Raw genomic sequence first — 17,170 nt, 5'->3', positions numbered from 1 at the left:
AGCCGTGGGTGAAGGCAAGTCCCTGCCGATCATCGGTGGCGTCGCTTTCTTCCTCATGCTGCCGCTGATCATCGTGATCGCGATGCTGTTCACAGCGATGGGCTCGCTCGGCAACGCCGCGGAGTGCAACTCCGGCGGGACCGAGGGCGCGGCGTTCGGCTGGCCGACGGAGAAGCACGAGGCGGCCCAGGGCTGGGACGACGACGGGCCCGAGAAGCACACCGGCCTCGACTACGAAGTTGCCAAGGGCAGCAAAGTGATGGCCGCCGAGGAGGGCACCGTCGTCTCCACCGAGGGCGACTGGATCAAGATCCGCCACCAGGACGCCGCCGTCGAGACCTGGTACGAGTTCTTCGAGTCCAAGAGCGTGAGCGTCGGCGACAAGGTCACCCGTGGCGAGGAGATCGGCAAGTCGGGCACCGGCACCGAGGGCGCGCCGGGTCTGCGTGGCGACCACCTGCATTTCGAGCTGCGGGTCCGCACCGGCGAGAACGGCACCGGTGCGCTGCAGCCGCAGGACCCGACCGACTCGGTCGGCGCGGATGCGACGACCGGGACGTCGACCTGCTCGTGCGGCGGTGGCCCGCTGGTCGGCGGCAACAACCAGGAGAAGGCGTTCAACTTCTTCGCCTCGAACGGCTACTCCAAGGAGCAGGCGGCCGGCATCGTCGGCAACATGATCCACGAGTCGAGCGTGGAGCCGGCCCGATTGCAGAACACCCCGCCGGGCCAGATCACCCACCCGTCCGAGGCGCGGGGCAGCTCGCTCGGCTGGGGCATCGTCCAGTGGACGCCGGCCGGGAAGATGATCAACCCGTCGATGGAGGCCACCAGCAACGACGAGGCGAAGGTCGAGTCGCTCGAGTGGCAGCTGGAGTTCCTCCGCAAACAGCTCGAGGGTGAGGGCCCACTGGCCGAAGGCCCGGCCGGACAACAGGTCAAGGCGGCCCAGTCGGTCGAGGACGCCGCCGTCGCCTTCGGCCGGTACTTCGAGCGTTTCGCCGGCTCGAACGACCTGAGCAACCCGCGCTACACCGAGCGCAAGAACACCGCTCGCGAGGTGTTCGAGACCTTCGGCGGCGGAGACGCCCCGGCCGGCGGCTGTGGGGCGGGCAACGGCGACATCGTCGCCACCGCGAAGATGCTCGCCTGGGATACCCCTGGGCACGGCAAGGACGAGGGCGACGCCACAGAGAAGTACCAGCGCGCCATGCCGGACTGGAACGGTTCGACCGGCGACGACCCGTTCTCCGACTGCGGCGTCTTCGTTGCCACCGTGATGCGGATGAGCGGCGCCGACCCGGATTACCCGACGCGAACCACGGGCGTCCAGGAGAACTACCTGCGCAACTCGGGCAAGTACGACGTGTTCGACGACATCACCGAGGATCAGCTGAAACCCGGTGACATCCTGATCGGACCGGGGCACACATACCTGTTCGTCGGCGAGTTCAACGGCTACAACGCGGCCTCCGCCTCGCTGCACGGCCACGTGCCCGAGGCCGGCAACACCTACTCGATCGGGCAGCAGTTCGCCGCCGCCCGCCTGAAGAACCCGCCCACCCCGAAGAGCTGAGGAGAGGACAGATGGAAGAGGAGAGCCCCCGGCTCTGGCTGCTCAGCGGGGTCGTGGTCGTCATCCTGGTGGTCGTGATCGGCGGTTACCTGGTCTTCCGTGGCGGGTCTCAGTCGAAGCTGACGATCCAGTCGATCCCGAACGACCTGACCCTGACGCTCGACGGCCAACAGATCGCGGCGAACGGCGAGGTCAAGGTGAAGTCCGGTGAGCACACGCTCACGGCTTCACGGGACGGCTTCCAGAGCTACACCCAGACGGTGACCGCGAAGGGCGGCGACCCGCTCAAGGTCAAGATGTACCTCTACTCCAACGGGCCGGCCGGGCGCACCTGGGTGCAGAACAACCCGGAGCAGGCGCTGGAGGCGGAGGCCGAGGCGGGCCGCCGGTACGACGAGATCCAGAAGCGGCTGCAGGCGAAGTACCCGGTGATGCGGGAGCTTCCGTACATCGGGCCGGGGTTCAAGGCGACGTACCAGGCCTCCAAGTCCGACCCGGACAACCCCGAGGCGATCTCGCTCAAGATCCAGGTGTTCTCGCCCGAGGGAAAGACCAAGGCGCTCCAGTGGATCGAGGGCCACGGCTACGATCCGGACACCCTCGACATCATCTACACGACGAAGTAGCGATCCACCCCACCGAGTAGCGGAGCCGTGTTGACGGCGACCGCGCTGAACTGCACACTGACTGATTGTCGGACAATCAGGGGATCAGTCAATGCTGATCCGAGTCTCAGAGGTGGTTCATGGGTCAGTCGCTGGGGTGGGGTCGCCGTTATCTGATGGTCCGTCCGGACCACTTCCGGATCGACTATGTGATCAATCCGTACATGTCGACCCAGGACCAACCCGACCCCGAGCTGACCTTGAAGCAATGGGAGTCCCTGCGGCAGGCGATCGTCGACGCCGGCGGCGAGGTGGAAGTGCTGGGTCAGCGCCAGGACTCGCCCGACATGGTCTACGCGATGAACCTCGGCCTCGGCGCCGCCGACGGCCGCGCGATGCTCTCGCACATGCGGTTCGAGCCGCGCCGCAAGGAGTCGGTCAGCGCCGCCGCCTGGTTCACCGGGCACGGGTTCCGGCTGAGCCGTACCGGTGGCGAGGGGGTCGGCCCGCACTTCGAGTCCGGCGACGCCTTCGCGTTCGGCGACAGTCTGGTGGTGGGCTACGGCCCGCGCACCGAGGCGGACGCGCTGAAGCACCTCGCGACCGAGTGGAACATCCGCGTCCGCGGCCTGCGGATCGCGCACGAGGGCATGTACCACCTGGACCTGCCGTTCTGCCCGGTCGACAGCACCCACGCGATGGTCTACCCGCCGGCCTTCGACGAGGCGAGCCAGGCCGAACTGTTCGGCATCGTGCCGGAGCCGATCGTGCTCACCGACGAGGAGGCCTTCGCCTTCAGCGGCAACTCGCTGGTGGTGAACGAGACGATCATCATGCCCGCCTGCTCGCCGCGGCTGCGCGAGATCCTGACCGGCCTCGGCCTGCGCGTCGTCGTCCTGGACCTCACCGAGTTCCACAAAGGCGGCGGCTCGGCCCGCTGCCTCACCAACCCCCTCGACTTCGACCTCACCCCCGCCACGGTCGCCGGCGGCGAGGTAGTCCTCCCGGCCTGACCACAACCATCACCTGACCGCCGGGCGCAACGCCCGGCGGTCAGCTCCCTGTATTACGAAAGGCCGGCGGCGGTGACGTCGTACGTGTGTGAGCCCACTCGCAGGCCCCGGAGGCGCGCATCCGGGTCCAGCGCGGCGATCTGCGGATTCGCCTGGACGGTGCCGTCGAGGCCGATCTTCAGCCCGAACACGCCCTCCAGCACCAGGCTGACCCACGCGCCCGACGAGGAGCAGGACCAGTCGATCAGGTACGGGAACTGCGGCGGGGACTTGCGGGCTCCACCGGCCATCGCCGGAACTGCCTCCTCGACGAAGTGCGCCTGACCGCACGGGCCCTGGTTCGCGGTCTTCGCCAACCCCGGCAGCCAGTCCAGCGCGACATCACCGCGACCCAGGGCGAACAGCGCCCGGCCGGCATCGGCAGGCCAGGCCGGGTAGGCGCCGTTCCACTGGTGGTCGGGCCGCAGGCTGAAGGCGGCGTCCGCGTCGTACGGCGACAGGGCTCGCATCCAGGTCGGCGTCTGGAGCTCCCGCTGGAAGAACTCGACCATCTCGGCCCGCTGGGTCTCCGACAGGTCCTCGGCCATCGTTGTACCGATGAGGTTGAAGTCGTAGCAGTGGCGGACCGGGAGCAGGGTGCCGTCGGGCTGACGTGCATGCCAGAAGCCCGTCCCCTCGGCGTACAGCTCGTTGACGTGACCTGCCTGCTCGTCGGCCTCCTTGCGCAGCAGCCCGGCCCGGTCCAGGTCTCCGGCCTGCTCCGCGATCTCGGCCGCCACCCGCAGGCACCACACGTTCGCCGCGTTGAAGCTGGCAACCTCGTGAACGTAGCTGCTGACGCACTCGAGCAGGTTGTCGATGCCGCCGTAGTCGGCCAGCGCGTGGTCCTTCCGCAGCCCGCGCCACGCGGTCGCCCAGTCGTGCAGGTGCTCGGCCACCGGCTTGCGCTTGGCGTCCATGCCGGCCTCCGCGGCCAGGAATTCCTGGTCTCCGGTGAACCTGACGTAGTCCCGCACCAGCCGGGTCATCGCGAAATCGTTGACCGAGTACCACTGGCCGACCGGGCCGCCGGTGAGCCACTCGGTGCCGAAGTGCGCGTGGGTGTCGAGGTCGATCCAGTGCTCGATGTGCCGGCGCATCGGCACCGGGTCGAGCAACGCGTGGGTCAACGAGGAGAGGCTGTAGTCCCAGATGAAGGTGGTGGTCTGCCAGTACCGCGGCATCAGGGTGTCGTACGTCCGGCCGATCACGCTGGCGGGGTTGTCGCGGCGGAACCACACCACGCCGAGCACGCCCCACCAGTAGAGCTTCCGGAGCGCCTCGTTCGAGGTCTCCAGGATCGGCAGCGAGCCGCTGAAGCCGTCGCTGTCCGGATCGAATGCATCCGCCAGCGCCTTGTCCCATGTCTCCTCGGCTGCCGCGATGACCGCGGCCACGTCGGAGAGGCAGGCGTCGTAATGCTTGGTCGCCTCAGCAGGGTCGCCCGCCAGGACGTGGACATAACCGAGCCGAGTCCGGCCGGACTCATCCAGAGTCACCGACGCCTCGACCATCGACTGCCCGCGCACCTCGCCAGCTACGTCGAGACCCTGCAGGCTGACCGCACTGCCCGACTCACCGGTTCCGACCAAGGCGACTCGGCCATCGGAGGCCGTGAGAGTGTTCGGCTCCGACGGCGGCTCCGGCCTCAACCAGCCGCTCGGCGACCGGGTGGCCGTACTGGCCAGTGCCAAGCCGATCCGTACCTCCCGGCCGGGCTCCCCCTCCACCTCGAGCTGTACGACGACCGCGGGGCGACCCGGCGCGCAGGCGGTCGTACTGCGCAGCGACAACCCGTCGATCCGGGTACTGCGGACCACCTGGTCGGGCCGCCAGACGACCTCGACCTGGCCGCCGTACGAGCGGGCCAGTCGTCCGTCGACGTACAGCTGGCCGGTGATGGTGTCGCCGTGCGAGTACGGCGGGAAGTTGATGCTGCGGACGGCGAACACGTCCAGGTCGACCTGCGCGGTGCCGAGGAAGTTGGTCAGCCCGGGCGGGTTGAACATGTCGTCGTAGGTGTGGGTCAGCACGTCACTGGACAGGTCCGTACTGCGGGGGACGGCGGTGCTGGTCATCGGAGTCCTTCGGTGGGGTCGGCCCAGTCGGTGTTCGGCAGCAGCGGGTACCACTCGGGCCGGGCCGGGTCGCGGTCATAGGGGTACGGGCCGAGCTCGCGGAACAGCTCTGCGTACTCGGCGAGCTTGTCGCGGTCCAGCTCGATGCCGAGCCCCGGTCCGTCCGGTACGGCGATCGCGCCGTCGACGTACGGAAGCTTGCCGCCGGCAATGATGTCGTCGCGCAGGTGGTGATAGTGCGCGTCGGCCGCGAAGGACAGGTTCGGTACGACGGCGCCGAGCTGGAGCATGGTGGCCAGCTGGATGCCCAGCTCGCCCGACGAGTGCACCGCGACGCCGAGCTGGAAGGTCTCGCAGACCCCGGCCGCCTTGACGCAGGCCCGGATCCCGCCCCAGAAGGTCGTGTCCAGCAGGATCACATCGACGGCGGGATCGCGGACGTTCGCGGCCAGCTGCTCGAAGTTCACCACCACGGTGTTGGTGGCCAGCGGGATCGAGGTGTTCTCCCGCACCCGGCGCATCCCGTTCATCCCCCAGGTGGGGTCCTCGAGATAGTCGTTGTCGAGATCCTCGATGCCCCGGGCGAAGCGGATCGCCTCCTCGACCCCGAAGGCGCCGTTCGGGTCGAACCGGACGCGGTGCCCGGGTAACGCCTCGGCCAGAGCCCGGAAGCAGTCGCGCTCGTAGTCCGGTGGGAAGACCCCGCCCTTCAGCTTGTGCACGCTGAACCCGTGCTCGGCGACCAGTGCCCGAGCATGCTCCACCAACTGGTCCGCATTACGGATCTCGCCGGTACCGTCGTCGGCCGGATGCCGGAAGAACAGGTAGCTGGCGAACGGCACGTTGTCCCGGACCTTCCCGCCGAGCAGTTCGTGCACCGGTACTCCGAGGTCGCGGCCCTGCAGGTCAAGGCATGCGAACTCCACCGCCGCCAGCAGTTGGGTGCGGTTGTTGTAGAGGCTCGCGGTCGGGTTCGCGAGCATCCAGCGCAAGGCCTCGGTACGGGCCGGGTCATGGCCGAGCAAATACGGCTTCAGGCCGGCGACGGCGTCCTCGGCGCTCTGACCGCCACCACCCATCTCACCCAGGCCGATCAGCCCGTTGTCGGCCTCGATCTCGACCACCGTCCGCACGAACCGTCCCCAGTGCGCGCCGTTGCTGTGCCGCAGGGGCGCCTCCAACGGCATCGTCACCGTCGTCGCCCGGACATCCACGATCTTCATCGCCCGTCCTCCGGCAGAACGACGGCCAACTGAGCGGTCAACCCGCCGTCGACCTTCACGTCGGCACCGGTGACGAAGGCCGCCGCCGGGGAGGCCAGGAAGTGGATGACCTCGGCCACCTCGCCCGGTGTCGCCACCCGGCCGAGCGGATGCGAGCGACCCCACTCCGCGACCACGTCATCAGTCGACCGGCCGCCGCTGAACTGCGCCGCGGACGTCCGAAGCATCGGGGTGTCCACCGACCCCGGACAGACCGCGTTGACCCGGATGCCCTCGGCGGCATGGTCGACGGCCATGGCCCGGACGAGGGAGAGCAGAGCCCCCTTGCCCATCGAGTACGCCGCGACGTCGTGCTGCGCGGCGTACGCCTGGACCGACGCGACGACCACCACGCTGCCGCCGCGCGGGATCAGTGGCAGGAACGACTGGCAGGCGAAGAACACGCCGCCGACGTTGACCGCGATCACCTCGTCGAAGACCGAGGGAGGTGTGTCGACCACCGTTCCGTAGCGCTGGATGCCCGCGGCACACACCAGTGCGTCGACGCTTTCGACCTGCTGGGCAGCCGCGGCCAGCGCTACCCGATCGCCGACATCGACGGTGATGCCACGGACGCCAAGCTCGCCCTCGAGGGCGGCCAGTGCGTCGGCGTCCCGGTCGAGTACGACGACCTGGTCGCCACCGGCGACGAAGCGTTCCACCGCGCCGCGGCCGATGCCGGCGGCGCCACCGGTGACGACCACCGTGCGTGGTCCCTCTGACATGGATGTCCTTTCAGAACTGGCCGAGGGCGAGGCCTCGGGAGAAGAACCGCTGGGCGGCCAGGAACAGCACGACGGTCGGCAGCGACACCAGTAGCCCGCCGGCCAGGACGGTCGGCAGGGCAGCGCCGCCGTACGTGCTCTGCAGCCCGGTGAGCGCGGGCATGATCGGCCGCACCGACTCGGACTGGCTCAGCGTCAGACCGAGCAGCAGGTCGTTCCAGACGAAGGTGGCCTGCAGGATGAAGATGGCTGCCAGCGCACTGCCCGCCATCGGCAGGTAGATGCTGCGGAAGATCCGGAACATCCCGCCGCCGTCGACGATCGCGGCCTCGAACACGCTCCGGGCGATCCCGGTGAAGAAGTTGCGCATCACGAACGCCGAGAACGGCACGCTGATCGCCGTGTAGACGATGATCATGCCGACCCGGGTGTCGTACAGCCCCGAGTCGGCGAAGCCGGAGAACAAGGGCATCAGGATCATCTGCAGCGGGAAGATGGTGCCGCCGAAGATGAAGACGAACCAGAGGAACCCGCGCCGCAGCCGCAGGACCACGATCGCGTACCCGGCGGCCGCGCCGATCAGTACCGCGAGCACCGGCGCGACCACACTGTAGAGCGTCGTCGCCACCAGGGTGTCTCCCAGCGCCGCCTTCTCCCAGGCGTCCCCGAAGTTCGCGAACAGCGAGAACCCGGACGGCTTCCACACCGAGGCCGCGTCGTACCCGTCGACTGCCTTGGACGCGTTCACGATCAGCAGGTACACCGGTGCAAGCCAGATCAACCCGAGGACGACGAGGATCGCCGTCCGGACCGGACCGGACGAGGTCTTGTTCATCGCGAGTCACCGTCCGAGAGCTGGTAGCGCAGGTACAGGATCGACGCGGCGAACGTGACGAGGCTGAGGAACAACGCGATCGCCGCGCCCTGGCCGTAGTCGTTCAGCACGAAGGTCTCCTTGTACATGGACAGGGCGAGCGTCTCCGACGAGGTCCCGGGACCGCCCTGCGTCATCACCCACACCACGTCGAACGTCTTGAGGCTGCCCACGATCGACAGACCGATGACGACCGTGGTGATCGGTCGCAGCTGCGGCCAGAGGTGATGCAGGAACAACCTGAACCCGTCCGCGCCGTCCAGCCGAGCGGCCTCCAGCGGCTCGGCCGGGATGGACTGCAGCCCGATCACGAACAGCAGGGCGTTCACGCCGGCCGCCTGCCAGGTGACGGCCACGACCATCATCAGCGTGTTGCCCGGACCGGCCTGCAGCCAGCCGGTGTGCGCGCCGGGCAGCCCGAAGTACCCGAGTGCCTGCCCGAGCGCGCCGTCCGGCTGCAGCACGAATCCCCAGATGACCCCGACGGCCACACCGGAGATCGCGTACGGCAGCAGGAACGGCAGCCGCAGCCAGGTCCCCCACCGATGCCCATAGGTCAGTACTGCGATCAGCAGCCCGAGCACCACGGGGAGAGTCACCATGCCGACGACCCACAGCAGCGTGTTGACCAGCGCCCCGATCAGATCCGGGTCACTGAACATCGCCTTGTAGTTCGCCAGCCCGGACCAGACCGGCGAGGCCAGCCCGTCGTAGTCGGTGAAGCTGACATAGGTAGTCCAAAGGAACGGCAGGTACAGCAGCAGAGCCACCACGGCCGCGGCCGGCAGCCCGAACAGCGGAGCCGACCCGGCCCCCGTCCGCGCCGACCGCTGCTTGGACGCGCGGTTCTTGACCGGCGCCGGCCGCTCGATGGTCGAGGAGGTCACTTCTGCTTGGCCCAGTAGGCGTCCGCCTCGGCCTGGATCTTCTGCAGGCCCGGCATCGGGTCGCCCGGCTTGGTGACGAACGCGCCGAACACCTCGAGCGCCTTGTTCGCGACCGGTACCGGCGTGGCCTCGAACCAGCGGTTGATCAACCGGTAGCCCTCACCGCCGACATCCTTGTTCAGCGCGGCCAGCCCCGGGTCCTTGACCTCGGCCTTCGGGTTGAACGACAGGTCGCCACGGGAGTTCGCCCAGGCGGTCTGCGCCTGCGGAGTGACCCACCAGTCGGTCCACTTCTTCACCGTGGAGGCGTGGTCGCTCTGCGCGGCGGAGCAGACCGGGCCGGTCTCGAAGATCATCGAGGTCTTCGGCAGCGCGGGGTTCACATTCGGGATGACGAAGAAGTCGTAGTCGGTGCCGGCCTTCATCTTCAGCGTGTTCAGGTTGCCGCTGAACCAGGTGCCGAAGTTGATCATCGCCACGTCGCCGCTCTTCAGCTGCGCCTGCGGCTCGGTCTTCGAGCCCGGGTCGCTGAAGTAGCCGGCGTCGATCATCTTCTTCCACTCGTTCATCACCTCGACCACGCCCGGGTCGGTGTACTTCGCCTTGCCCGCGGCCAGGGCGTCGTACAGGTCCGGGTCCTTGCCGGCCAGCAGCGTCTCGAACCAGACGAAGCTGAACAGGATGTTGGTCTGGTAGAACGGCTTCACCCCGGCCGCCTTCACCTTGTCGGCGACGGCGAGCAGGTCCTGCCAGGTCTTCGGGTTCTGGGTGATGCCGGCCTTCTTGAAGACAGCCTTGTTGTAGTACATCACCCAGTAGCCGGCGTTCAGCGGCACGCAGTACTGCTTGTCTGCGTAGGTGAAGTACTGCTTCAGCTGCTCAGGTACGTTGCCGTCGGCAATCGCCTTGGTCCACTGGTCGGTGGTCTCGGCGACCAGCTTCTGGTCGACCAGGTCCTGCAGCTCCTTGCCGGTGTGCCAGGTGAACAGGTCCGCCTTCTCCTTGGTCCGGAACGAGGACCGGATGAACGCGGTGTAGGCGTTGGAGTCGGAGTAGCCGACCGGCTCCATGCCGACTCCGATGTCCTTCTTGCCGGCCGCGCCGACCTGGACGAAGGCGTCCTTCCAGCCGCCCTTGTCGTTGTAGAACTTCAGCGAGTCCACCGGCTTGTCCTCACCCTTGCCGGCGGCGGAGTCACCAGCTCCACCACCACCACAGGCGGTCAGGGCGAGCGCGGCGGCCACGACCAGTGCGGTCAGCGCCTTCGTTTTATGGTTGTGCGACGTACTGCGTGACATGGTGCGTCCCTCTCAGCTCAGTGTCATTTCTGCCCCCACCCCACCGCCCCGGTCAGGGGTGGGCGGCACGTTCGATGACGGCGAGGACGCCGTCCAGGTGTTCGCGGGTGAGGCGTTCGGCGAGCTCGGCATCGCCGGCCCGGACCGCCTCGAGGATGGCCCGGTGCTCCTGCAGATCGGTCTGCCGATCACCGTGGATGTGGAGTATCTCCAGCTGTTCGCGGACGTTGACGACGGTGACGGACTCGACCACCTCGGCCAGCGTCGCGTTCCCGGACGCCTGGGCGAGCGACCGATGGAACGCCATGTTGACCTCGGCGAGGCCGGCGTGATCGCCGGATGCGATCAGCTCCTCGGCCGCGGCCAGGTGGCCGTCCATCCGCTCCAGCGCGTCCTCGCTGCGGAGCCGGGCAGCCAGGGCGGCGACCGGCGGTTCGATCAGGGCCCGGGCCTGGAGGAGTTCCACCAGGCGGTCGCCGGACGGCGTCGGAGCCAGCGGATTGGCCAGGATGAGCCGCCCGATGTGCTGGCCGACGTAAACCCCGGAGCCGTGCCGCAACTCGACCGCGCCGGTGGCCTCCAGCCGGCGCAGCGCCTCCCGGATCGTCGGTACGGCGACCTTGAACCGGTCGGCCAGCGAGCGGACCGACTCGAACTGGTCGCCGGACGACAACCGCCGGTCGGCGATCAGGGCCAGCATCGACGTGGCCAGGTCGTCGAGCAGGCTGCGCCGTACGACGCCACCGGACGTGCTCATCGGGTGCCGCTCTGAGTCAGGGCGACCTCGACGAATCTGGGCCGGTAGATGCTCACGTCGGCGTACAGGTCGTTGTTGGCGTCCAGGCTGTTGACGTTGTAGCTGACCAGCAGCCGGTTGCCCCGCCGCAGGTCGGGATGGTCGTGCGAGTTGTAGGTGATGATGTCCGCATCCCCGTAGCTGCCGGTGGCACCGGTCTCGGGCGTCTGGTAGAGCTCGACCGGATTCACGAACGGCCCGGTCGGCGAGCAGGAGAAGTAGCCGAGCACCCGCTTGCTGAACAGCTCGGTGGTGTCGTGCGTGACGAGCAGGTAGCCGTCACCCCAGCGGGTCACGCTGTGCTCGTTGGCAACACCCTCGAGCACGCGAGCCGACGCCGTCTCGTCTGCCGACCAGCCATTACCGGTCCAGTACTGCCAGGGCTTCGCCGCCAGATCGTCACCACGGACCCGGGCGACATGCTCGTACTTCGAGGCGCCGAGGTCCTCCACGCCGTACACGTAGGTGTAGCCGCCGTCGCGGAGCAACCACGCGGACCATTGGATGTTGGCGGCGGAGGGAAGCGGGATCAGCTTCTGCAGCTTCAGCGTCTCGCTGTCGAACCGCGCGAGGTAGTTGCTGGCCCAGTGCCAGTCCCATTGGCCAGTGCCGGTCCGCTCGAACCGCAGGGCGGTGACGTCGAGATTCTGGCCCGCCTTGCTGGTGCCGGCGGCTCCGAACCAGTACCAGCCGTTCGAGGGCGGCGGGACCAGTGCGGTCGGCTCGGTCACCGTGCCGCCGGTGACCGTCTTGACCGAGTTGCCGCGCTGGACCACGAAGGAGTTGTTGATGAACGGCGTGGTGGTGGGCCGGCTGCCGTCGGGGTTGACCGAGCCGAGGAAGGTGTCGGAGAAGATCCAGGCCGTGCGACCGCCGGGGAGTTTCACCGAGTAGGTGCTGTCCCCGCCGGTCCAGCCCTGGCCCGAGTCGCTGTAGGCATTCAGCAGAGCCTCCGGGTCCGCCTGCGGCCGAGCTTCCGCCGACCATTGCGTTCGCACCGTGGCGCAGTCCTGCCGACCGGAGCTCCCGACCGGACCTCCTTGCGCTTGGGCGGCCGAGGTGACAGGCCGGGGGATAGCGCCGACCCGGGGCACACCCGGAGCCGGACCTGACTCGGCCGCGGCGAGCCCCGGTGCCACGGTCGCAGTGGTGAGCAGTGCGGCGCCCAGCGCAAAGCTCCAGCGGTTTCTCATCCTCACGCCCTCCTCAGGGAAATGAAAATGATCAGATCACTTGGTCATTATCGTGTCAAGGTGTTATTCGCCGGGCGCGGCTATCCCGGGGTGGTTGAACCCCGGGGTGGCAGGATCGACGGCATGAAGAACTTGATCATCAAGCTGCTGGCCAACGCGGTCGCGCTGGCCGTCGCGAGCTGGGTCGTCGGCGGGATCACGCTGCAAGGCGCGACCACCGGCCGCCGGGTGCTGACGCTGCTCATCGTCGCCGCGATCTTCGGCGTCGTGAACGCGGTGGTGAAGCCGATCGCCAAGCTGCTGTCGCTGCCGTTCATCATCCTGACGCTGGGGCTGCTGATCTTCGTGATCAACGCCCTGATGCTGCTGCTGACCTCGTGGATCACCGGGAAGCTCGACGTGCAGTTCCACGTCGACGGGTTCGTCGCGGCGCTGCTCGGCTCGCTGGTGATCACGCTCGTCGGCATGCTGCTGAACCTGGTGCTGCCGGACAAGGCCGAGATCGGGTGAGCCCGTGGTGAGGCCAGTGGTGAGGCACGTCGAGGTGGTCTGCACGGGCAACATCTGCCGGTCACCGATCGGCGAGGTGGTACTGCGCGCGAAGCTCGCCGACGCGGGGATCGACGACCTCGTGGTGACGAGTTCGGGGACCGGCGGCTGGCACGTCGGCGACCCGATGGATCACCGGGCGTCGGCCGCGCTGGCCAGGCGTGGGTACGACGGGAGCGCGCACCGGGCGCAGGAGTTCCACAGCGGCTGGTTCGCGGCGCGCGATCTCGTGCTGGCGATGGACTCCGGACACCTCTCCGCGCTGCGGCGGCGCGGCGGAGCCGACCTCGCGGTACCGGTGGAACTGTTCGCGGAGACCGACGTACCGGATCCGTACTACGGGGACGATCGCGGGTTCGACGACGTGCTCGACCAGATCGAGAAGGCCGCCGATGTGTGGGTCGGGCGGCTGAAGGATTGATCGTGCAGGAGCCCCGAGCCTTTGGTGGGCTCGGGGCTTCTTGTTTGTCCGGTGAGGTCAGGCCTGGCCGATCTCCGCGAGGAGGGCGGTGAACCAGTCGACGGCGGGGTCGAACTCCTTGCCGCCGGCGATTCTCGGGAACTCGATGGCGCGGAGCTCGTCGCCTCGCTCCTCGTCGTGACCGACGACGCCGCTCTCGCCGCGCAGGGCCGCGTCCACCGCGAAGTCGGCGCACTCCTTGATCAGCGCCAGGTCGCGGTCGTTCGCGGCGGCCGAGCGGCTGAAGTACCCGCTCTTCTGCACCATCGTCTTCTCCGCGCCGATCCGCTCGGCGAACTGCTTGGCGAACCACGCGCCCGGGTTGATCGTGTCCAGCTTGACGTGACCGAACGGGTCCCGGCCGACCTCCTCGCCGCGGGCCTCCATCTCGGCCACGATCGACGGCACGCCCGCGCCCTCGGACAGGAAGATGTTGACGCAGTCGTTCTCGTCCATCACGGCCTTCAGCCGCTCGGCCTCGGCGTCCAGGTCGATCGTTGCCTCAGGCACGTACACCGCGTGCACGTCCCAACGCTTCTGGTCCAGCCCGATGGCCGGGCTCCACTCCTGCTCCGTCAGCCAGCCGCGGTACTCCCGGGCCGTTGCCGCGGTCAACCATCCGCAGTTGCGGCCCATCACCTCGTGGACGACGAGCATCCGGGGGTTCGAGCTGTGCTCGGCGATGATGTTGCGGGCGAAGACCGCGCCCTGCTCGGCCGCCGTCCACGCACCCAGGCTCTGCCGGATCGGGATCACGTCGTTGTCGATCGTCTTCGGCAGCCCGACCACGGTCAGGTCGTAGTCGTGCTCGTGCAGGTACGCCGCGAGGTCGGCGGCCGTGGTGTTGGTGTCGTCGCCGCCGATGGTGTGCAGCACGTCGACGCCGTCCGCGACGAGGCGCTCGGCCGCGACCTGGAGGGCGTTCTGCCCGTCCGCGATCAGGCCGCGCTTGACCAGGTCGGCGGTGTTCGTCAGCTTCACCCGGCTGTTGCCGATCGGGCTGCCGCCGAACTTGTGCAGCAGCCCGGCCTTCGCCCGCACCTCAGGCGTGACGTCGAGGTGCCGGCCGCTGAGCAGACCGTGGTACCCGTTCAGGTAGGCGATGATCTCCACGTCGGGCGCCACTTCGGTGTAGCGCTCGATCAGCCCGCCGACGGCGGACGACAGGCAGGGCGCGAGCCCGCCGGCGGTGAGCAGGGCAACTCTGCGGACAGGCTTGTCGGCAGCCATGGGTCAGGGTCCTTCCGGAGGTCGCTGAAGTCGCCTCCAGCGTAGTGATGCAGACCACTCCCGACGCTGGTCGGGGGTTCACCCCGCGGTCTGGCTATTGGGTGGGAGCGGGCCCGGCCGGGGTTCGATGGGAGTGGAGACGATGAAGGAGCTGGTGGTCTGGCCGTGGACCAGGAACTTGTCGAGGACGTCCTCGAGGCCGGAGATGGCGTGGACCTGGACGCGCATCAGGAAGCAGTCCTCGCCGGAGATGCGGTGGCACTCGACCACCTCCGGAGTACGGCCGGCCAACTCGATGATCCGGGGGATCTGACCAGGACCGGGGCGTAGGCGCACCCATGCGGCGACCGGTAGCCCGAGTGCGGCGGGGTCGATGTCCAGGCGGTAGCCGCGGATCACGCCGGACTCCTCCAGCCGCGTGACGCGCTCGCGAACAGTCGGCGCGGAGACCCCGAGTCGCCTGGCCAGCTCGGTCGTCCGCAGCCGGGGGTCGTCCGTCAGTTCCCTCAGCAGCCGGACGTTGAGCTCGTCCAGTAGCGGTTTCTCACTCTGAAGGCCGGCAGCTGATTCTGCGTTCATTCCGGAAAGCATGAGGCGCCCATCCAAGTCATTTCGCCATGGGAAACAAGTGAGCCCATTTCTAGGCTAACCAGAGTGACGACTCCAATGGAACCCAAGAGCCTGCTCGCGACCGGGGCAGCCGCGGTGACGGTGGTTCTCTGGGCCTCCGCCTTCGTGGCGATCCGGCACGTCGGCAGCGACTTCTCCGCCGGCGCCTTGTCGCTGGCTCGCCTCCTGGTCGGCAGCGTGCTCCTCGGAGCTTTCCTTCTCCTCGGACGCCGTCCACAGCAGGCAGGACAGCAACCCGGTCAGCGGCAGTGGCCGGGCCGTCGCGACTGGGTTCCTCTGCTGGCCTGCGGTCTGCTCTGGTTCGGCGTCTACAACCTCGCCCTCAACGAAGCCGAGCGTCGCCTCGACGCCGGGACCGCGGCGATGCTCGTGCACATCGCGCCGGTGCTGATCGCCTTGCTCGCCGGCCTGACCCTCGGCGAAGGCTTCCCCAAGCAGTTGGTGATCGGCAGCCTCGTCGCCTTCGGCGGCGTCATCCTGATCGGTACGTCGACCTCGACCGGCCGCGCGGAGACCTGGGGTGTCGTGCTCTGCGTGACAGCAGCCATCTCGTACGCCGTCGGCGTGGTGACCCAGAAGCCCTTGCTGAGCAGACTCCCCGCCGCCCAGGTGACCTGGCTCGCCTGCACGATCGGCGCGGTCGTCTGCCTGCCGTTCGCCCCCGCGCTGATCGACGAACTCCGCACGGCCGACGCCTCGGCGATCTGGTGGGTCGTCTACCTGGGCGCCTTCCCGACCGCGCTCGGCTTCACCACCTGGGCCTTCGCCCTCCGGCGGACCAGTGCCGGCCGGATGGGCGCCACGACGTACCTGGTGCCGGTGGTCGCGATCGGGCTCGCCTGGCTGTTCCTCGGTGAGACCCCGGCCGGGCTGGCGATCGCCGGTGGCGCGTTGTGCCTGACCGGCGTGGCGATCTCCCGGCGCCGCGGACGGAGTACGGAAGAACTGCAGAGCCAAGAGACCAAGGAAGCGAGCGCAGCGCGATGAGGTTCGGAGTGTTCGTACCGCAGGGCTGGCGGATGGATCTGGTCGAGATCGCGGATCCCGTCGAGCAGTGGGAGGCGATGACGGCGGTTGCCAGCGCGGCCGATGCCGGGCCGTGGGACTCGATCTGGCTGTTCGACCACTTCCACACGGTGCCGGAACCGGTGCGCGAGACGGTGTTCGAGGCCTGGACCGCGACCGCCGCGCTGGCCCGCGACACCCGCCGGGTGAACATCGGCCAGATGGTCGGCTGCAACGGCTACCGCAACCCCGCCCTCTACGCGAAGATCGCCGCCACCGTGGATGTCGCCAGCCACGGACGCCTGTACGCCGGACTCGGCGCGGGCTGGTCGGATCACGAGTGGAAGGCGTACGGCTATCCCTGGACCGACCTCAAGGACCGGATGGGGTCGTTCAAGGAGTCCGTCGAACTGATCCACCGGCTCTGGACCGAGGAGGACGTGATCTTCGAAGGCAAGTACCACTCGGTCGACAAGCCGTTCGTGGAACCGCGCCGCAAGCCACCCCTGTGGATCGGCGGTGGCGGCGAGAAGGTGACCCTCCGCCTCGTCGCGCAGTACGGCGACGCCTGCAACTTCGGCACCGGGAACGTCGAGACGATCAGGCACAAGCTGTCCGTACTACGGGAGCACTGCGAGGTGGTCGGCCGCGACTACGACGAGATCGTGAAGTCGACCAGCATCAACGTCTTCCCGATCGAGGCCGGGGCCGATCCAATCACCGCGACGGAGAAGGCGCGCGGCCGCTACAGCCTCGACGAGTTCACCGAGATCGGCGCCGGCGGTGGATTGCCGGGCGGCCGGGCGTCGATCGCGACCGCGAAGCAGATCAGCGCACACCTCGAGCAGTTGGAGGAAGCGGGCATCGAGTACGTGATCGCCTACATCCCCGGCGTCGCCTACGACCACGAACCGCTGCAGCGTTTCGCCGAGGACGTCACCTCTGCGTGA

Annotated in this window: 17 protein-coding genes; 7 read left to right on the top strand and 10 right to left on the bottom strand. The window is 68.3% G+C overall.

From position 1 onward, the window contains the following. Positions 1-4: 4 nt before the first annotated feature. The 3 genes from EV648_RS20235 (at position 5) to EV648_RS20225 (ending at position 3,194) form a co-directional block, all read left to right on the top strand. Positions 5-1,576 (top strand): phage tail tip lysozyme, encoded by a 1,572-nt coding sequence (locus EV648_RS20235; protein WP_241995396.1) that lies wholly within the window; start codon positions 5-7, stop codon positions 1,574-1,576. Between the two features lie 11 nt (positions 1,577-1,587). Next, the gene (locus tag EV648_RS20230) at positions 1,588-2,202 is read left to right on the top strand and encodes a PEGA domain-containing protein (protein WP_132293767.1); all 615 of its coding nucleotides are present in this window, start codon (positions 1,588-1,590) and stop codon (positions 2,200-2,202) included. A gap of 119 nt (positions 2,203-2,321) precedes the next feature. Further along, entirely contained in the window at positions 2,322-3,194 is an 873-nt protein-coding gene (locus EV648_RS20225; protein WP_132293763.1) for a dimethylarginine dimethylaminohydrolase family protein, read from the top strand. A gap of 53 nt (positions 3,195-3,247) precedes the next feature. Here the strand turns inward: EV648_RS20225 and EV648_RS20220 are convergent, their stop codons facing one another. Genes EV648_RS20220 through EV648_RS20185 form a run of 8 tightly spaced genes read right to left on the bottom strand, consistent with a single transcriptional unit; the run spans position 3,248 to position 12,346 of the window. Continuing rightward, a complete protein-coding gene (locus EV648_RS20220) occupies positions 3,248-5,311 on the bottom strand; it encodes a hypothetical protein (protein WP_132293760.1) in 2,064 nt (687 codons plus the stop codon). Beyond that, a complete protein-coding gene (locus EV648_RS20215) occupies positions 5,308-6,534 on the bottom strand; it encodes an enolase C-terminal domain-like protein (RefSeq protein WP_132293757.1) in 1,227 nt (408 codons plus the stop codon). The genes EV648_RS20220 and EV648_RS20215 overlap by 4 nt, the downstream gene beginning before the upstream one ends. After that, entirely contained in the window at positions 6,531-7,298 is a 768-nt protein-coding gene (locus EV648_RS20210; protein WP_132293754.1) for an SDR family NAD(P)-dependent oxidoreductase, read from the bottom strand. Before EV648_RS20210 ends, EV648_RS20215 begins: the two co-directional genes overlap by 4 nt. Before the next feature lie 10 nt (positions 7,299-7,308). Next, on the bottom strand, positions 7,309-8,133 hold the full coding sequence (locus tag EV648_RS20205) for a carbohydrate ABC transporter permease (RefSeq protein ID WP_132293751.1): 825 nt from the start codon (positions 8,131-8,133) through the stop codon (positions 7,309-7,311). Continuing rightward, positions 8,130-9,059, bottom strand: a complete 930-nt coding sequence (locus tag EV648_RS20200) for a carbohydrate ABC transporter permease (RefSeq protein WP_241995394.1) — start codon at positions 9,057-9,059, stop codon at positions 8,130-8,132. Before EV648_RS20200 ends, EV648_RS20205 begins: the two co-directional genes overlap by 4 nt. Beyond that, positions 9,056-10,357, bottom strand: coding sequence for an ABC transporter substrate-binding protein (locus tag EV648_RS20195; RefSeq protein ID WP_132293748.1), 1,302 nt, complete (start codon positions 10,355-10,357; stop codon positions 9,056-9,058). The genes EV648_RS20200 and EV648_RS20195 overlap by 4 nt, the downstream gene beginning before the upstream one ends. 52 nt (positions 10,358-10,409) lie before the next feature. After that, on the bottom strand, positions 10,410-11,114 hold the full coding sequence (locus tag EV648_RS20190; RefSeq protein ID WP_132293745.1) for a FadR/GntR family transcriptional regulator: 705 nt from the start codon (positions 11,112-11,114) through the stop codon (positions 10,410-10,412). Beyond that, the gene (locus EV648_RS20185) at positions 11,111-12,346 is read right to left on the bottom strand and encodes a DUF4185 domain-containing protein (RefSeq protein WP_132293742.1); all 1,236 of its coding nucleotides are present in this window, start codon (positions 12,344-12,346) and stop codon (positions 11,111-11,113) included. Before EV648_RS20185 ends, EV648_RS20190 begins: the two co-directional genes overlap by 4 nt. Positions 12,347-12,469: 123 nt before the next feature. Here EV648_RS20185 and EV648_RS20180 point away from each other — a divergent pair, with 123 nt between their 5' ends. Together EV648_RS20180 and EV648_RS20175 are read left to right on the top strand one after the other, a co-directional pair. Further along, complete coding sequence (locus tag EV648_RS20180) at positions 12,470-12,856, top strand: phage holin family protein (RefSeq protein WP_132293739.1); 387 nt, start codon at positions 12,470-12,472, stop codon at positions 12,854-12,856. A gap of 19 nt (positions 12,857-12,875) precedes the next feature. Then, the gene (locus EV648_RS20175) at positions 12,876-13,316 is read left to right on the top strand and encodes a low molecular weight protein-tyrosine-phosphatase (RefSeq protein ID WP_132293736.1); all 441 of its coding nucleotides are present in this window, start codon (positions 12,876-12,878) and stop codon (positions 13,314-13,316) included. Between the two features lie 57 nt (positions 13,317-13,373). Here EV648_RS20175 and EV648_RS20170 read toward each other — a convergent pair whose 3' ends face one another. Together EV648_RS20170 and EV648_RS20165 are read right to left on the bottom strand one after the other, a co-directional pair. Next, complete coding sequence (locus tag EV648_RS20170; RefSeq protein WP_132293733.1) at positions 13,374-14,585, bottom strand: pyrophosphate--fructose-6-phosphate 1-phosphotransferase; 1,212 nt, start codon at positions 14,583-14,585, stop codon at positions 13,374-13,376. Positions 14,586-14,663: 78 nt separating this feature from the next. After that, positions 14,664-15,164 carry an Lrp/AsnC family transcriptional regulator gene (locus EV648_RS20165; RefSeq protein ID WP_132293730.1) on the bottom strand — a complete coding sequence of 167 codons (501 nt, stop codon included), beginning with the start codon at positions 15,162-15,164 and terminating at the stop codon, positions 14,664-14,666. Between the two features lie 75 nt (positions 15,165-15,239). On the opposite strand from EV648_RS20165, the gene EV648_RS20160 reads away from it, so the two are divergent. After that, complete coding sequence (locus EV648_RS20160; protein ID WP_241995393.1) at positions 15,240-16,202, top strand: DMT family transporter; 963 nt, start codon at positions 15,240-15,242, stop codon at positions 16,200-16,202. Beyond that, positions 16,199-17,170 carry an LLM class F420-dependent oxidoreductase gene (locus EV648_RS20155; protein ID WP_132293727.1) on the top strand — a complete coding sequence of 324 codons (972 nt, stop codon included), beginning with the start codon at positions 16,199-16,201 and terminating at the stop codon, positions 17,168-17,170. The genes EV648_RS20160 and EV648_RS20155 overlap by 4 nt, the downstream gene beginning before the upstream one ends.

It is taken from the genome of Kribbella sp. VKM Ac-2568, from assembly GCF_004345365.1.
Classification (GTDB): Bacteria; Actinomycetota; Actinomycetes; order Propionibacteriales; family Kribbellaceae; genus Kribbella; species Kribbella orskensis.
Note: the sequence above shows the minus strand (reverse complement) of the source record. Positions and strands in the feature narration are given on the sequence as shown.